Below are 15,752 nucleotides of genomic sequence, written 5' to 3'. Positions count from 1 at the left end.
TGCCTATGAAACCTGAAAAACCTAAGAAGCTAGGTTTTAGGAAGATATACTATAACCTAGATAAGATTTTATTTCTATTTTTCTTGATATTTATGATGGTAGAGTTTGTCTGGTTGCCATTGAATTCTTGGATTGCAGGGATGTTGCTCAGACAAACAGGTTATTTGTTTATTTCTTACAATAACTTTCTTACTATTATTCAAGGATCACCTTTTGTCAGTTTAGCCTTTCTCATCTTAATTGCAATCAATCTCTTGGTTGCTTATTTTCAGATTTGTCTTTTATTCATTGGGGCGCGTCACCTTCTCTACCATGAAAAGAGAACCTTGATTGAGTATAGTCGAAAAGTCTTTCAACAGAGTTTTCTATTTATGAAACGATTTAGTTTCTGTAAAATGGCCTTTGTCTTCTTTTACGTCGCTATGCTTTTTCCTTTCATCAGGAAAATTTTAAAAATCTACTACCTTAATAAGATTATTATTCCAGATTTTATCGTTACCTACCTTGAAGATAAGCATTGGCTAGTTGGTCTGCTGATTCTGTCCTCTGCTTGGATTTTACTCTATATTTCAGTTCGTTTCATGTTCGCGCTTCCCAAGATTCTCTTTGAAAAGAAAACAGTGAGAGAGGGAGTGAAATATAGTCTGCAAAAGACGAAAAAACACGTTATCTTTTATGCTTGGAACTTGCTCCTCATTATCATTAAAACCTACCTCTTTTTCTTTCTACTCTTGATTCCCATATTGTTTGCTCAAGTTGTAATGGATGAATTAACTCATAAAGAATCCCTAGTCCTAGGGGTAATCAATTATGTTTTGATTAAGAACTTCCATTATATGACCTTGACTTATTTTCTCGTTAAATTTGTTTCATTTTTAACTGGTGAAGAACTTGAAATCATGCCAAGAAGAAAGAAAGACCATTTGATGAGATGGGGAGTAATGGGCTGCGCTAGTATCGTTTTTGCTTTAGAGGGTTATATCTATCTTGAGTCTCCTGACACGAGTACCCCTTTGGTTATTTCTCACAGAGGAGTTTCCAATAAAAATGGAGTTCAGAATACAGTCGAGTCGTTAGAGAAAACAGCTCAACTAAAACCAGATTTGATTGAAATGGATATCCAGGAAACCAAGGATGGTCAGTTTGTAATGATGCACGATGCCAATCTGAAATCATTAGCAGGAATCAATGCTGCCCCTCAAGATTTGACTCTAGATGAATTAACAAATACAGATATTTACGAGAATGGTTATCAGACAAAGATTTCCAGTTTCGACGCTTATCTGGAACGCGCCAATGCATTAAACCAAAAATTGCTGATTGAGATTAAAACCAGTAGAAAAGATAGCCCTCAAATGATGGAACATTTCCTTGAAAAATATGGGACGACCATCAAAAAATATGGGCACCAGATTCAATCCCTTGATTACCAAGTGATTGATAAGGTTTTGAATTATGATTCTGAGATTCCGTCCTACTTTATTATGCCTTATAACAGTATCTTCCCAAGAACCAAGGCAACTGGTTACACTATGGAGTACTCAACTTTGGATGAATACTTTGTCAATAAACTCTGGACAACTGATCAGAGACTCTACGTTTGGACCGTAAATGGTTCTGACGCTTTCGATAAAGCTATTCGTCTAGGAGCCAACGGTATGATAACAGATGACCTAGAAATGGTACAGTCACAGGTATTGATGGCTCAGGATGACCCTGAATATACTGATTTGATTCTAAAGAAAGCCATGGGATTTTTTGACTTCTAAGAAAAAAGAGAAACATTCGTTTCTCTTTTCTTATGGATTAGAAAGGCAATTTTCCAGCGAAAGCACCAAGTTTCTTCTTAGTCGTTTCGTCGATTTGGTCCATCGCAGCATTGATAGCTTGAACAGTCATGTCAGATAGAGTTTCGAGGTCTTCTGGGTCAACAACGGCTGGGTTAAAGTTGATGCTTACAACTTTCTTATCACCAGTTAAGGTTGCTTGGACAAGGTCTTGAGCAGATTTTCCAATAAACTCCATAGCAGCAAGTTCTGCTTGACTTTGTTCCATTTGTTTTTGAAGTTTTTGTGCTTGACGCATCATGTTTTGCATATTCATCATAGCGGTTTACAGTTTCCTTTTTCTATTATTTTCCTTTTTATTTTAACAATTTTAGGATTAAAAGTCTAATAATAGTTAATTTGTTAATTATTAAATTTTCTGACAATTTATTGAAAAATGAGAGAAGACATGATATAATGAAACGTAAAATAAATTCAGGATCCCTGAAATGATAGGAGTAAATAATGAAAAAACTAGGTTTTGTTCTTTTATCTTCAGCCTTGCTATTGACTGCTTGTGCTAATAATCAATCTAAGCCAAGCAACACAAGTGATTCCTCTAAGGTAACAGCCTTGTCTGAAGACAAGCAAAAAATGCTTGATAAGGCAACCGCAGATTATAAGACTTTTGTACAAGAGCAAATTGATAAACTTTTGACTGATACGGAAGGCTTTGTCAAACTGTTGAAAGAAGGCAAATTAGAAGAAGCAAAGAAGGTTTATCCTCTGATTCGTATGTCTTATGAGCGTTCAGAACCGATTGCCGAAAGCTTTGGTGAGTCAGATGTCAAGATTGACTTTCGTTTGGCTGACTACGTAGATGAAAATAAGACTGAGGAAGGTTGGTCTGGTTTCCACCGTATCGAGCGTATCCTTTGGGAAGAAAATACAACTAAAGGAACTGAAAGTTATGGCGATCAATTAGTCAACGATATCAAAGAATTGAAGGCTAAGATTGCAACTGTAGATGTGGACTACAAGGTTATGTTGACTGGAGCAGTTGACTTGCTTAATGAAGTAGCGACAAGCAAGATTACAGGTGAAGAGGAAATCTACTCACATACAGATTTGTACGACTTCCGTGCCAATATTGAAGGTGCTGAGAAGATTTTCCAACTCTTTAAACCTTTACTAGAAAAATCAGATGCTAATTTAGTTAAAGAATTAGAAGCTGATTTCAAATCTGTTAATAGCTTGTTGGACAAACATATGACGGACAAGGAGCACTACAAACTTTATACAGACTTAACAAAGGAAGACACCAAAGAATTGGCTGAAGCCGTGACAAAACTTGGTGAACCTCTATCACAAATGGGTAAATTTCTTGATGGAGAATAAGTAGTATGACAAAGAAAGACGAAAATTTTTTTGAGAAAAAAATGGACCGTCGAGAATTTCTAAAAAAAGCGGGTATTGGAGGTGCTGGACTAGCACTAGGTCTCTCCGGTGCCTCCGCTTTTTTAGCACCTAGGTTAGACAAGCAGGAAAAAATCTCGTACGGTAATGAAAAGATTGACTTTTATGGGAAACACCAAGCGGGTATCACGACCCCTATGCAAAAAAATATCTATTTTGTCGTTTTGGACTTGCATACGACGGATAAGGATAAGATTATCCAACTGTTCAAGGATTGGTCAGATTATAGTGCCAAGTTGGTTGAGGGGGAATTGGTTAAAAAAGATGGTCAGAATGCTCTCTTGCCACCTAGTGACACTGGAGAAACCGTGGGGCTAAATCCTCATCGTTTAACGCTGACTTTTGGTGTGTCTGCTAGTTTCCTGAAAAAGATGAAATTAGAGCAAAAACGCCCTCAACTTTTTAAGGATTTACCTCCCTTCCCAAAAGAGCAACTACGTGAAAAATATATTGGGGGAGATATAGTTATCCAAGCCTGTGCAGATGACGAGCAAGTTGCTTTTCATGCTATTCGCAATCTTATCCGTAAAGGGAGAAATGCGGTGATTCTCCGTTGGAGCCAATCTGGATTTGCTGCTATTGGAGATCGTCTTGAGACACCACGTAACCTTTTTGGTTTCAAGGACGGAACTGCTAATGTAACCAAAGAGGAGGATTTTGATCGTGTTGTCTGGGCTGACAGCAAGGATTGGATGGAAAATGGATCCTATATGGCTGTTCGCCGCATCCAGATGTTTCTCGATACTTGGGATCGAACCAATCTTGAAGAGCAAGAAAATACCTTTGGTCGCTACAAGGAAAGTGGCGCTCCCTTTGGTAAGAAGAATGAATTTGATGAAGTGGATTTGAGTCTTTTACCAGATGATTCGCATGTTCGATTAGCCAAAGAGGTAGATAAGCCACTCTTACGACGATCCTATTCATACTCAGATGGCATTGATGAAAAGACTGGACAATTTGACACGGGTTTACTCTTTATCTCTTTCCAAAAGGATCCAGATCATTTTGTCAAGGTTCAAACCAACCTCGGAGCTACAGACAAGATGAATGAGTATGTAACCCACATCGGTAGTGGTCTTTTTGCCTGCTTTGGTGGAGTAGAGAAAGGAGGCTATATTGGTCAGAAATTATTGGAAGACTAGTATTTGTTTCTTGACGTTGTCTTTTCTCTTGTTAGCTATCTTTCCTGTTAGTGCTAAGGAAAGTCTGAGTTCTTATTTTGTGAAAATTACGGATGCCTCTCAGGCTATAAAAAATGGAAATCAGGAACAAGCTAAGGCTCTAGTTAGAGAAATGGCGACGGATTTTGAAACAGTAGAACATGCTGATTCGGATGCTGGAAAGGTTGTCAAAGAAAAACTTGCTCTGTCAGGAGAGATTAATGAAGAAAATCTGACACAGATTTCATCTGCTCTTCTTGCATTTGAGAAAGAGCAAAATCCGGTAGATCTTGATGCTGAAAAAGAAAAGCTTATTAGTCGACTAAAACCACGTTTTGAGACTTTGGATAAGGCAATTTCTTCCAAAGACATAGAGCAAATTCGAGAAGCCTATAAAAAGATGAATTCCACTTGGACCATCAATGAAAGTGTGGTTCGTGACAATAGTACGGCCCATTATGGACGTGTTGAAACAGCTATCTCCTTCTTGCGTAGTAGCATAGAAACTGAGCCTACTGATTTTAACTCCATCCAGACTTCCTTTGAGGACTTAAAAAAGGCTATTGATGATTTTGTAACTGGAAAAGAAGTCGCAGAAGCATCTTCTGATTTAAGTCTCAAAGACGGTATTGCCCTTTTGAAGAAGGCTTTGGAACAATTCCAAGCTGGCGACCAAGCATCAGGAGCAGCTAGTATGAAGGAATTCATCACTATCTGGCCAACGATTGAGGGTTCTGTTAGCACGACCAATCCTTCCCTCTATACACGAGTTGAAAGTGAAAGTCCTGTGATTATGGTCAAGGGAAGTGAGAAGGAATATCAAGAAAAATTAGAAAAACTGATTGCAGATTTATCACAAATTGATACCAGTGCACGTTACAATGCCTTTGATGCTATGCTCATTCTCCTGAGAGAAGGGGTAGAGGCTCTCTTAATCGTCATGGCCTTGGTCACAACTCTAAAAGCAGCCAAGATGCGCAAAGGACTCAAGTGGGTATATGGTGGAGCACTATCAGGAATAGCTGCGAGTCTAGTGATTGCATTTATACTCCAAATTGCCTTTCCTGCTGTAACATCGGGGGCTAATCGTGAAATCATCGAAGGAGTTGTTGGGATTTTTGCGGTAGTGATGATGATTTTGATCGGAATCTGGCTTCACAGTAAATCCTCGGTCAAAAAATGGAATGACTTTATGGATTCCCAGATGAAAACTGTGACCAAGACAGGTTCATTCATTTCCATGTTTGCTCTAAGTTTTCTAGCTGTTTTTCGTGAAGGGGCAGAGACCATACTATTTTATGTAGGAATTTTACCGAGAATATCTCGTTTTGAGTTTATCCTTGGTATTTCTCTAGCTTTGTTAGTCTTGCTGATTACTGCATTTCTGATGAACAAGGCGAGTCAATTCTTCCTACCTCATAAGGTCTTCTTCCTACTGACGTGGATGATTTATGCTCTTGCCTTCAAGATGCTAGGTGTTAGCCTACATGCTCTCCAGCTGACCAATATGACACCTAACCACTTAGTTCCAGGTTTTCCTACTATCGATCTCTTGGGTATCTATCCAAGTTGGGAAGGTTTAGGAAGTCAGCTAGTCTTTTTGATAATTGTTTTGGCTGTCACATTGAGACAGGGTGAAAAGTAGATGGATACAAAAGAATTGACAATTATTGAACATCTGGTAGAATTTAGAAAGAGATTCATTGCTGTTATAGCCTGCTTTTCTATAGTCTTCTGTGGAGCTTTATTGTTTGCAGATCAGCTTTACTACTATCTAACTCATTCCTTTAATCAAAAGTTGATTGTATTAGGTCCAAATGATATTTTGTGGATTTATTTTCGCTTAGCGAGCCTAATGTCCTTTACTATTACGCTACCTTTTACAGTTTATCAGATTTGGAGTTTTGTCAAACCAGGGTTGAAAATCGAAGAAGCAAGAGCAATCTTTGCCTACATTCCAGCTAGTTTTATTTGCTTTCTACTTGGCCTAGCCTTTGGTTTCTACTTTGTAACGCCTGCCTTACTTCAAGTGCTTTTAGGGCTCGGGGAAGGATTATTTGAAACTCAATTAACAGCGCAGAACTACTTAGACTTTGTTTTTCAAACAACTATCCCTTTGGCCTTCATCTTTGAATTGCCAGTCATCATCGCTTTTTTAACGACGATTGGCTTGATTGGACCAGGGCTCTTAGTTACCTATAGACGTTATGCCTACTTTATTTTATTGGTACTCGCTGTTATTTTAACACCAGCTGATTTTATTAGCGATCTAGCCATGACAATTCCTTTAATCTCGCTCTATGAGCTTAGTATTGTAATTAGCAAGAGGATAATAAAGAAAAAAATGAAAGGAGAAAAGAATGGGAATCTTACGTGATATCGGTGCTCCAGGATTGATTATCATTGTTCTAGGTGCACTCTTAATCTTTGGACCAAAACGTTTACCAGAACTAGGTGAATCAATTGGTAAAATGCTGTCTGAGTTTAAAAAGGCAGTTAAAGGATCTGGTGAACAAGATCAGGAAAAGTAATCTATTCCATAATCATAGATAAAAACAAGAAAGTTAGGAACTGTAGCTGTGTAGACAAATTTGAACAGTTTCCTAGCTTATTTTTGTATTTAAAAAAATGTGTTTAAGTTTTCTTTAAGGTTTATATTATATTCTAAAGAACTCTATGTTAACCGAACGTTAAACGGAGGATATAGAGGATAACCTAATTTTATTTCTTAATTTATTATGAACTTTTCAGATTTAGTTGCTATTGTTCACTTTTTGGTCAAAATAGTGAGTTGGCTCGGCTAAATGGTGTTCTATCTTTTCTTCATGATAAAGATAGATTGTGATATAATAGATAGTAATGAGTTTTTTAGAATAAACTAAAGGAGAATATAAATGATCTATGCAGGAATCCTAGCCGGAGGAACTGGCACACGCATGGGAATCAGTAATTTACCAAAACAATTCTTGGAGTTGGGTGATCGACCTATTTTGATCCACACAATTGAAAAATTCGTCTTAGAACCAAGTATTGAAAAAATTGTAGTTGGAGTTCATGGAGACTGGGTGTCACACGCTGAGGACTTGGTTGACAAGTATCTTTCTCTCCACAAGAATCGCATCATCATTACCAAGGGTGGGGCTGATCGCAATACCAGTATCGAGAAGATAATAGAAGCCATTAATGCCTACCGTCCAATCACTCCAGAAGATATCGTGATTACGCATGACTCTGTTCGTCCTTTTATCACACTTCGCATGATTCAGGACAATATCAAACTCGCCCAAAATCATGATGCGGTTGACACAGTAGTAGAAGCGGTTGATACCATTGTTGAAAGCACCAATGGTCAGTTTATCACGGATATTCCAAATCGTGCTCACCTTTATCAAGGTCAAACACCACAAACCTTCCGTTGCAAGGATTTCATGGATTTGTATGGTTCCCTATCTGATCAAGAAAAGGAAATCCTGACGGATGCATGTAAGATTTTTGTTATAAAAGGGAAAGACGTTGCCCTAGCTAAAGGGGAATATTCAAATCTTAAAATCACAACTGTGACGGACTTGAAAATCGCGAAAAGCATGATTGAGAAAGACTAAGGCTATGATTAATCAAATTTATCAACTGACCAAACCAAAATTTATCAATGTAAAATACCAAGAAGAGGACATTGATCAGGAGAATCATATCCTGATTCGTCCAAATTATATGGCGGTTTGTCATGCGGATCAACGTTACTATCAAGGGAAGCGTGATCCAAAGATATTGGCTAAAAAACTTCCTATGGCTATGATTCACGAGTCTTGTGGAACTGTTATTTCAGATCCAACTGGGACTTATGAAGTCGGTCAAAAGGTAGTTATGATTCCAAATCAACCGCCTATGCAGAGTGACAAAGAGTTCTACGAAAACTACATGACTGGAACCTACTTCCTATCTAGTGGTTATGATGGCTTTATGAGAGAATTTGTCTCTCTACCAAAAGATCGTGTTGTGTCTTATAATGACATTGAGGACACAGTTGCTGCCATTACCGAGTTTGTGAGTGTGGGTATGCATGCCATGAATCGTTTCTTAAATCTTGCCCACAGCAAACGAGAGCGAATCGCTGTTATTGGAGATGGTAGTTTGGCTTTTGTGGTTGCCAATATTATCAATTACACTCTACCAGAAGCAGAGCTTATCGTCATTGGCCGTCATTGGGAAAAACTAGAGCTCTTCTCTTTTGCAAAAGAGTGCTACATTACTGATAATATTCCAGAAGATTTGACCTTTGATCATGGATTTGAGTGTTGTGGTGGTGATGGTACAGGCCCAGCTATCAATGATTTGATTCGTTACATTCGACCTCAGGGAACGATTCTCATGATGGGAGTGAGCGAGTACAAGGTTAATATCAATACGCGAGACTCTTTAGAAAAAGGTTTATTATTGGTCGGTTCGTCTCGATCTGGACGGATTGATTTTGAAAATGCAATACAGATGATGGAAGTTAAAAAGTTTGCGAATCGTCTAAAAAATATCCTTTATGTTGAAGACCCAGTGAGAGAAATCAAGGACATTCATCGTGTCTTTGCTACAGACCTAAATACTGCTTTCAAAACAGTGTTTAAGTGGGAAGTTTAAGAGATGGAGGCTAATTGTGGAGAAAATCATCAAAGAAAAAATTTCTTCTTTACTATCTGAAGAAGAGGAAGTCCTCAGCGTTGAGCAATTGGGAGGCATGACCAACCAAAACTATTTGGTCAAAACAACCAACAAACAGTATATTGTGAAATTTTTCGGAAAAGGGACCGAAAAGCTCATCAATCGTCAAAATGAAAAATACAATCTTGAATTGTTGAAAGATTTGAATCTCGATGTCAAGAATTATCTTTTTGATATTGAGTCAGGAATCAAGGTAAATGAGTACATTGATTCTGCAACAACGCTTGATTCCACTTCAATTAAGACCAAGTTTGAAAAGATTGCCCCAATTTTACAGACCATTCATGCATCAGGCAAAGAACTAAGAGGGGAATTTGCACCTTTTGAAGAAATAAAAAAATACGAATCCTTGATTGAGGGAAATATCCCTTACGCCAACTATGAAGCTGTGAGAAAAGAAGTATTCTTGCTAGAGAAAAGATTGGCTGATTTGGGTGTTGACAGAAAGTCTTGTCATATCGATTTGGTTCCAGAAAACTTTATCGAGTCACCTCAAGGTCGCTTGTATTTGATTGACTGGGAATACTCTTCCATGAATGATCCAATGTGGGACTTGGCAGCTCTCTTTTTGGAGTCTGACTTTACAAATCAGGAAGAAGAAGATTTCCTTGCTTATTATGAGAGTGATAAAACTCCAGTATCTCGTGAAAAGATTCGAATCTATAAAATTTTGCAAGATACCATCTGGAGTTTGTGGACAGTGTACAAAGAGGCTCAAGGTGCTGACTTTGGAGATTATGGTGTGAGTCGTTACCAAAGAGCTGTTGACGGTTTGACTTATTATGGAGGTTAGGATGAAGAATAAAAATGGTGTTTCTTTCGGTCTTCTCTCAGGTATCTTCTGGGGATTAGGCCTAACAATCAGTGCTTATATCTTTTCAATTTTTACCAATCTATCACCCTTTGTGGTGGCAGCGGCACATGACTTCTTGAGTATCTTTATTTTATTAGCTTTTCTCTTAATTAGAGAAGGGAAGGTTCGATTGTCAATCTTTCTAAATATTCGAAATGTCAGTGTTATTATCGGAGCCTTGCTAGCAGGACCAATTGGTATGCAAGCCAATCTTTACGCGGTTAAGTATATCGGTAGTTCACTTGCGTCTTCAGTATCAGCTATCTATCCAGCAGTTTCTGTTTTACTAGCATTTTTCATTTTGAAACACAAGGTATCTAAGAATACTGTGTTTGGTATTTTATTGATTATCGCTGGTATTATTGCCCAAACTTACAAAGTTGAGCAGGTCAATTCTTTTTATATCGGAATTCTCTGTGCATTAGTTTGTGCCATCGCCTGGGGAAGTGAAAGTGTTCTTAGTTCCTACGCCATGGAAAGTGACTTGAGTGAAATCGAGGCACTATTAATCCGCCAAGTAACCTCATTCTTGTCATACCTTGTCATTGTCCTCTTTTCTCATCATTCATTTGCGGAAGTGGCAGATGGGCAATTGCTCGGTTTGATGTTAGTCTTTGCAGCATGTAATATGATTTCATACTTAGCCTACTATATTGCTATCAACCGTTTACAACCTGCAAAAGCAACTGGTTTGAACGTAAGCTATGTCGTATGGACAGTATTGTTCTCAGCAATGCTTTTAGGTACACCACTCGATATGGTGACCATTATTACATCGCTTGTTGTTATGGCTGGTGTTTATATTATTATTAAAGAATAAAGGAGAATAGCGTGAAAGCAATTATCTTGGCAGCGGGATTGGGAACTCGTCTGCGCCCTATGACTGAAAATACCCCTAAAGCCTTGGTTAAGGTCAACCAAAAACCTTTGGTAGAATACCAAATTGAATTTTTGAAAGAGCGTGGAATTGATGAGATTATCATTGTTGTCGGCTATCTCAAAGAACAATTTGACTACTTAAAAGAAAAATATGGTGTTCGTTTAGTCTTTAACGACAAGTATGCTGATTACAATAACTTCTACTCACTTTATCTAGTAAAAGAAGATTTGGCTAACAGCTACGTCATCGATGCAGATAACTATCTTTTCAAAAATATGTTTCGAAACGATCTTAAACGTTCTACCTATTTTAGCGTTTATCGTGAAGACTGTACAAACGAATGGTTCCTAGTTTATGGTGATGACTATAAGGTTCAAGATATCATTGTTGATAGTAAGGCAGGCCGTATTTTGAGTGGTGTATCATTCTGGGATGCACCAACTGCTGAGAAGATTGTTGGCTTTATTGACAAAGCTTATGAAAGTGGAGAATTTGTGGATCTCTACTGGGACAATATGGTTAAAGATAATATTAAAGAACTAGATGTATATGTAGAAGAATTAGAAGGTAATAGCATCTATGAAATCGATAGTGTCAAAGACTATCAAAAACTAGAAGAGATTTTATCTTCTATTAAATAACCAATCCAAAAAAAGAAGGCTCAGCCTTCTTTTTTTGTGGTTGAAACGAAGGAGTGTTTGATATTGATTGTATTTATCAAACAAAACACAATTTATAAAAAAATGAACAAAATAAAACAAAAAATATTGACAACGATTTCATATAGTGTTATACTTATAGCATAAAAGTTAATTGAAAGAAGGGAAAATGTTATGGGATTAGATCATTTCTTTGACAAAGACCTCGTGTTTTGCTTAGAAGCGGATAATCAAGAACAACTCTTTGATCAGGTAGCAACCCTGTTGGAAGAACGAGAAATTGTAACTCCAACTTATCGTGAAGCCTTGATCACGCGTGAAAAGTCGTTTCCAACTGGCTTAGATATGGAATTTCTGGGCAAGGATTTGCCAAATGTAGCGATACCTCATACAGATATTGTTCATAATCTAGCTGAGAAAGTGGTGGTTGTTCGACTAGAAAAACCGGTAACTTTTCACAATATGATTGCTCCTGATAAGGAAGTAGCAGTATCCCTACTCTTCTTTATCATTAACAATTCAAGTTCGAGTCAAACCAATATTCTTGCTCAGTTGATGGACTTCTTTACTGGAAATGGTCACTTAGAAGATCTGGCAAAAATTTCTGAACCAGAAGCTCTCTACACTTACATTTCTGAAGCAACTGCTTAAATCGTACATTAAAATTATTAAATCGGAGGAAATCCTAATGATTAAAATTCTTGCTGCCTGCGGTGCAGGTGTTAACTCAAGTCACCAAATTAAAAGTGCTCTAGAAGAAGAACTTTCAAGCCGTGGGTATGACGTTCACTGTGATGCAGTCATGGTTAAAGATGTGAACGAAGACCTTATGAAAGGTTACGATATCTTTACTCCAATCGCTGCAACAGATCTTGGTTTTGAACCAGGTATTCCAGTAATCGAAGCTGGACCAATCTTGTTCCGTATTCCTGCAATGAGCGCTCCAGTATTTGACAATATTGAAGCAGCTATTAAAGAACACGGATTAAGCTAATTTATTCTTTATCTTGTTAACATTCATATAACTTAGAAAAACGGGAGGAACTATTATGGATGTCATTATCAATCTGGCCAACGATATCTTTAAACCTATCTTGGCTATGGGTGGCCCTATCATAATGCTGATCATTTTGACAGTGTTGGCCCTACTTTTTGGAGTGAAATTCTCCAAAGCGCTTGAAGGTGGTATCAAGCTTGCTATTGCCCTTACAGGTATCGGTGCCATCATCGGTATGCTCAACGGAGCTTTCTCAGCTTCACTTGCGAAATTCGTTGAAAATACTGGTATTCAATTGAACATCACCGACGTTGGTTGGGCACCACTTGCAACCATTACTTGGGGGTCTGCATGGACACTTTACTTCTTGCTTGTCATGTTGATTGTCAACGTTGTGATGCTTGCAATGAAGAAAACAGACACACTTGACGTTGATATCTTCGATATCTGGCACTTGTCAATCACTGGTCTTTTGATCAAATGGTACGCTGACAACAACGGTGTAAGCCAAGGAGTTTCACTCTTCATCGCGACAGCAGCAGTTGTACTTGTAGGTATTTTGAAGATCATCAACTCTGACTTGATGAAACCAACATTCGACGACCTTCTTAACGCACCAAGTTCATCACCGATGACTTCAACTCACATGAACTACATGATGAACCCAGTTATCATGGTTTTGGATAAGATCTTTGATAAAGTATTACCAGGTCTTGATAAATATGACTTCGACGCTGCGAAATTGAACAAAAAAATCGGTTTCTGGGGATCTAAATTCTTCATCGGTTTCATTCTTGGTATCGTTATTGGTTTGATGGGAACTCCACATCCAGTTGCTGGAGTAGAAGATGCATCTTCATGGGAACTTGTTATTAAAGGTTGGTTGAGCCTTGGTTTGACTGCCGGTGTCTGCTTGGAGCTCTTCTCACTCATCGGATCTTGGTTCATCGCAGCCGTAGAACCACTTTCACAAGGTATCACAAACGTTGCTACTAAACGTCTTCAAGGACGTAAATTCAACATCGGTCTTGACTGGCCTTTCATCGCTGGTCGTGCTGAAATCTGGGCTTGTGCCAACGTACTTGCACCAATCATGTTGATTGAAGCAGTGCTTCTTTCAAACGTCGGAAATGGTATCTTGCCACTTGCAGGTATCATCGCCATGGGTGTGACTCCAGCTCTCTTGGTTGTTACTCGTGGTAAATTGCTTCGTATGATCATCTTTGGTACACTCTTGTTGCCACTCTTCCTTCTTTCAGGTACTCTTATCGCTCCATTTGCAACTGAACTTGCTAAAGGCGTAGGTGCCTTCCCAGAAGGTGTGAGCCAAACTCAATTGATCACTCACTCAACTCTTGAAGGACCAATCGAAAAACTATTTGGTTGGGCAATTGGTAATGCTACAACAGGTGATATCAAAGCAATCCTTGGTGCAGCAGCCTTCCTTGTATTCTATGTAGGTATCTTTGCTTGGTATAGAAAACAAATGATCAAACGTAACGAAGAATACGCAGCAAATGCTAAATAATTCGCTCCTATAAAATGTAAATTGTGAAAACTAGGTTGTTAATTTCCGACATTGGGAGTGGCAACCTAGTTTTTTATATAAAGATCTAAAAATAGTTGGAGAATATAATGGTAATTGAAATCAAATCAGACCAGTTAACGGTGCAGTTTAAAACCTTAGGTGGCGCCTTATCGTCAATTAAGGACCGAGATGGCATTGAGTACTTATGGCAAGGAGATGCCACTTACTGGAGTGGACAGGCTCCAGTACTTTTTCCAATCTGTGGTTCTTTGAGAGAGGATACAGCAATCTATAGTCACGTAGATGGAACGGAAACTAAAGGAAGCATTCCTCGTCATGGTTTGGTCCGTAAAAATGAATTCAAATTAGTTGATCAAACAGAAAATAGCGTATCTTTTACTATCGAAGATGATGAGAATACATATCAAAACTATCCTTATCATTTCCGCCTTGAAATTACTTATGAGGTTATTGGCAAGACTGTTCGTACTCAATACAAAGTCCTTAATAAAGAAACGAATAAAGTCATGCCATTCTTTATTGGTGGTCATCCAGGATTTAACTGTCCTCTGCTAGAAGGCGAAACTTATGAAGATTACTATTTAGAGTTTGAGAAAGAAGAGACTTGCTCTGTTCCCCGTCCTTTCCCAGAAACTGGACTCTTAGACTTTCAAGATAGAAGTCCATGGTTGAATTCTCAAAAGGAAGTGAATCTCAGCTACGATTTGTTCAGTGTTGATGCAGTGACACTCGATGAGTTTCAATCTAGAACAATTGCCCTTCGTTCTCGTAAGCATGAGAAGGGATTAAAAGTACACTTCCAAGAGTTCTCAAATCTCATCATTTGGTCAACTTTGAATAAGGGACCATTCATTGCCTTTGAACCTTGGTCTGGATTATCAACATCTCTTGAAGAAGGAGATCATTTAGAAGATAAGAAGAACGTTCGTCTCTTGGAACCCGGTCAAGTAGACCAAATTGGCTTTGATATTGAAATATTCTAGATAAAAAAACCACAAAAACAAACATTTACTGTTGACTTTTTATAAAAATAGGAGTATATTATGTTTGTAAGCAACAAATGATGTTTGTAACAAACAAATAATCACTTGTTATATTCTCTTTCGAGGAGAAAGTTTGTTTCTAGGAACTTGATTTCCTGGACTTGGATAAGGTGATATTCATCTCATTCAATCAAATTTGTCACTAAACTGTTAGAAAGTCTTTTGTAGGTAAACTGCTAGCTATAAAAGTCTTTACTAGCCTAGAAAAATAAAAAGGAGTATACAATATGTCTATTGTTATCGGTGCAGATGCTGCAGGTTTGAGATTGAAAGAAGTTGTGAAAGACTTCTTGGAAAAAGAAAACTTCCACGTTGTGGATGTTACAGCTGAAGGTCAAGACTTTGTTGATGTGACTCTTGCTGTTGCTGCAGAAGTAAACAAAGAAGAACAAAATCTTGGTATCGTGATTGACGCTTATGGTGCTGGTCCTTTCATGGTCGCAACTAAAATCAAAGGAATGGTTGCTGCAGAAGTTTCAGATGAACGTTCAGCCTATATGACTCGTGGACACAACAACTCACGTATGATCACTATGGGTGCACAACTTGTTGGTGATGAATTGGCGAAAAACATCGCTAAAGGTTTTGTTAATGGTAAATACGACGGTGGACGTCACCAAATTCGTGTCGACATGTTGAACAAAATGTGTTAATTAGAT

The 15,752-nt window shown here is 38.1% G+C and carries 17 protein-coding genes; 16 read left to right on the top strand and 1 reads right to left on the bottom strand.

Annotated features, from left to right (window positions below):
* The first annotated feature begins 5 nt into the window (after positions 1 to 5).
* Positions 6 to 1,769 carry a glycerophosphodiester phosphodiesterase gene (locus tag MK409_RS03150; RefSeq protein ID WP_268705310.1) on the top strand — a complete coding sequence of 588 codons (1,764 nt, stop codon included), beginning with the start codon at positions 6 to 8 and terminating at the stop codon, positions 1,767 to 1,769.
* Between the two features lie 37 nt (positions 1,770 to 1,806).
* Here the strand turns inward: MK409_RS03150 and MK409_RS03145 are convergent, their stop codons facing one another.
* Positions 1,807 to 2,106 (bottom strand): YbaB/EbfC family nucleoid-associated protein, encoded by a 300-nt coding sequence (locus MK409_RS03145; RefSeq protein WP_096407369.1) that lies wholly within the window; start codon positions 2,104 to 2,106, stop codon positions 1,807 to 1,809.
* A 185-nt stretch (positions 2,107 to 2,291) separates the two neighbouring features.
* On the opposite strand from MK409_RS03145, the gene efeO reads away from it, so the two are divergent.
* The 15 genes from efeO (at position 2,292) to lacA (ending at position 15,746) form a co-directional block, all read left to right on the top strand.
* The gene (gene efeO, locus MK409_RS03140; protein WP_268705309.1) at positions 2,292 to 3,164 is read left to right on the top strand and encodes an iron uptake system protein EfeO; all 873 of its coding nucleotides are present in this window, start codon (positions 2,292 to 2,294) and stop codon (positions 3,162 to 3,164) included.
* 5 nt (positions 3,165 to 3,169) lie between these two features.
* Positions 3,170 to 4,384: an iron uptake transporter deferrochelatase/peroxidase subunit gene (gene efeB, locus MK409_RS03135; RefSeq protein ID WP_268705308.1), complete on the top strand. Its 1,215-nt coding sequence runs from the start codon at positions 3,170 to 3,172 to the stop codon at positions 4,382 to 4,384.
* Positions 4,359 to 6,047 (top strand): FTR1 family iron permease, encoded by a 1,689-nt coding sequence (locus MK409_RS03130; RefSeq protein WP_268705307.1) that lies wholly within the window; start codon positions 4,359 to 4,361, stop codon positions 6,045 to 6,047. Before efeB ends, MK409_RS03130 begins: the two co-directional genes overlap by 26 nt.
* Complete coding sequence (gene tatC, locus MK409_RS03125) at positions 6,048 to 6,779, top strand: twin-arginine translocase subunit TatC (RefSeq protein ID WP_268705306.1); 732 nt, start codon at positions 6,048 to 6,050, stop codon at positions 6,777 to 6,779. It begins immediately after the preceding gene.
* Positions 6,763 to 6,933, top strand: coding sequence for a twin-arginine translocase TatA/TatE family subunit (locus tag MK409_RS03120; RefSeq protein WP_096407356.1), 171 nt, complete (start codon positions 6,763 to 6,765; stop codon positions 6,931 to 6,933). Before tatC ends, MK409_RS03120 begins: the two co-directional genes overlap by 17 nt.
* A gap of 363 nt (positions 6,934 to 7,296) precedes the next feature.
* Positions 7,297 to 8,004, top strand: coding sequence for a 2-C-methyl-D-erythritol 4-phosphate cytidylyltransferase (locus MK409_RS03115; RefSeq protein WP_268705305.1), 708 nt, complete (start codon positions 7,297 to 7,299; stop codon positions 8,002 to 8,004).
* Between the two features lie 4 nt (positions 8,005 to 8,008).
* Positions 8,009 to 9,031: a ribitol-5-phosphate dehydrogenase gene (locus tag MK409_RS03110; protein WP_268705304.1), complete on the top strand. Its 1,023-nt coding sequence runs from the start codon at positions 8,009 to 8,011 to the stop codon at positions 9,029 to 9,031.
* A 16-nt stretch (positions 9,032 to 9,047) separates the two neighbouring features.
* A complete protein-coding gene (locus MK409_RS03105) occupies positions 9,048 to 9,905 on the top strand; it encodes a phosphotransferase family protein (RefSeq protein WP_268705303.1) in 858 nt (285 codons plus the stop codon).
* Position 9,906: 1 nt separating this feature from the next.
* Positions 9,907 to 10,785 carry a DMT family transporter gene (locus MK409_RS03100; protein ID WP_096407348.1) on the top strand — a complete coding sequence of 293 codons (879 nt, stop codon included), beginning with the start codon at positions 9,907 to 9,909 and terminating at the stop codon, positions 10,783 to 10,785.
* Positions 10,786 to 10,796: 11 nt separating this feature from the next.
* Complete coding sequence (locus MK409_RS03095; RefSeq protein WP_061588148.1) at positions 10,797 to 11,486, top strand: sugar phosphate nucleotidyltransferase; 690 nt, start codon at positions 10,797 to 10,799, stop codon at positions 11,484 to 11,486.
* Between the two features lie 192 nt (positions 11,487 to 11,678).
* Positions 11,679 to 12,155, top strand: coding sequence for a PTS sugar transporter subunit IIA (locus MK409_RS03090; RefSeq protein ID WP_000521966.1), 477 nt, complete (start codon positions 11,679 to 11,681; stop codon positions 12,153 to 12,155).
* Between the two features lie 37 nt (positions 12,156 to 12,192).
* Positions 12,193 to 12,498 (top strand): PTS sugar transporter subunit IIB, encoded by a 306-nt coding sequence (locus MK409_RS03085; RefSeq protein WP_000590577.1) that lies wholly within the window; start codon positions 12,193 to 12,195, stop codon positions 12,496 to 12,498.
* A gap of 55 nt (positions 12,499 to 12,553) precedes the next feature.
* Positions 12,554 to 14,029: a PTS galactitol transporter subunit IIC gene (locus MK409_RS03080; RefSeq protein WP_000382522.1), complete on the top strand. Its 1,476-nt coding sequence runs from the start codon at positions 12,554 to 12,556 to the stop codon at positions 14,027 to 14,029.
* 107 nt (positions 14,030 to 14,136) lie between these two features.
* Complete coding sequence (locus MK409_RS03075) at positions 14,137 to 15,033, top strand: aldose 1-epimerase family protein (protein WP_268705302.1); 897 nt, start codon at positions 14,137 to 14,139, stop codon at positions 15,031 to 15,033.
* Positions 15,034 to 15,320: 287 nt separating this feature from the next.
* Complete coding sequence (gene lacA, locus MK409_RS03070; RefSeq protein WP_000029277.1) at positions 15,321 to 15,746, top strand: galactose-6-phosphate isomerase subunit LacA; 426 nt, start codon at positions 15,321 to 15,323, stop codon at positions 15,744 to 15,746.
* Positions 15,747 to 15,752: the final 6 nt, after the last annotated feature.

This window comes from Streptococcus oralis, from assembly GCF_026782375.1.
Lineage (GTDB): Bacteria > Bacillota > Bacilli > Lactobacillales > Streptococcaceae > Streptococcus > Streptococcus oralis_CL.
Note: the sequence above shows the minus strand (reverse complement) of the source record. Positions and strands in the feature narration are given on the sequence as shown.

Coding starts and splice junctions, on each gene's coding strand:
- MK409_RS03150 (WP_268705310.1), top strand. CDS start 6: ATGAAACCTGAAAAACCTAAGAAGCTAGGTTTTAGGAAGATATACTAT.
- MK409_RS03145 (WP_096407369.1), bottom strand. CDS start 2,106: ATGATGAATATGCAAAACATGATGCGTCAAGCACAAAAACTTCAAAAA.
- efeO (WP_268705309.1), top strand. CDS start 2,292: ATGAAAAAACTAGGTTTTGTTCTTTTATCTTCAGCCTTGCTATTGACT.
- efeB (WP_268705308.1), top strand. CDS start 3,170: ATGACAAAGAAAGACGAAAATTTTTTTGAGAAAAAAATGGACCGTCGA.
- tatC (WP_268705306.1), top strand. CDS start 6,048: ATGGATACAAAAGAATTGACAATTATTGAACATCTGGTAGAATTTAGA.
- MK409_RS03120 (WP_096407356.1), top strand. CDS start 6,763: ATGGGAATCTTACGTGATATCGGTGCTCCAGGATTGATTATCATTGTT.
- MK409_RS03115 (WP_268705305.1), top strand. CDS start 7,297: ATGATCTATGCAGGAATCCTAGCCGGAGGAACTGGCACACGCATGGGA.
- MK409_RS03110 (WP_268705304.1), top strand. CDS start 8,009: ATGATTAATCAAATTTATCAACTGACCAAACCAAAATTTATCAATGTA.
- MK409_RS03100 (WP_096407348.1), top strand. CDS start 9,907: ATGAAGAATAAAAATGGTGTTTCTTTCGGTCTTCTCTCAGGTATCTTC.
- MK409_RS03090 (WP_000521966.1), top strand. CDS start 11,679: ATGGGATTAGATCATTTCTTTGACAAAGACCTCGTGTTTTGCTTAGAA.
- MK409_RS03085 (WP_000590577.1), top strand. CDS start 12,193: ATGATTAAAATTCTTGCTGCCTGCGGTGCAGGTGTTAACTCAAGTCAC.
- MK409_RS03080 (WP_000382522.1), top strand. CDS start 12,554: ATGGATGTCATTATCAATCTGGCCAACGATATCTTTAAACCTATCTTG.
- MK409_RS03075 (WP_268705302.1), top strand. CDS start 14,137: ATGGTAATTGAAATCAAATCAGACCAGTTAACGGTGCAGTTTAAAACC.
- lacA (WP_000029277.1), top strand. CDS start 15,321: ATGTCTATTGTTATCGGTGCAGATGCTGCAGGTTTGAGATTGAAAGAA.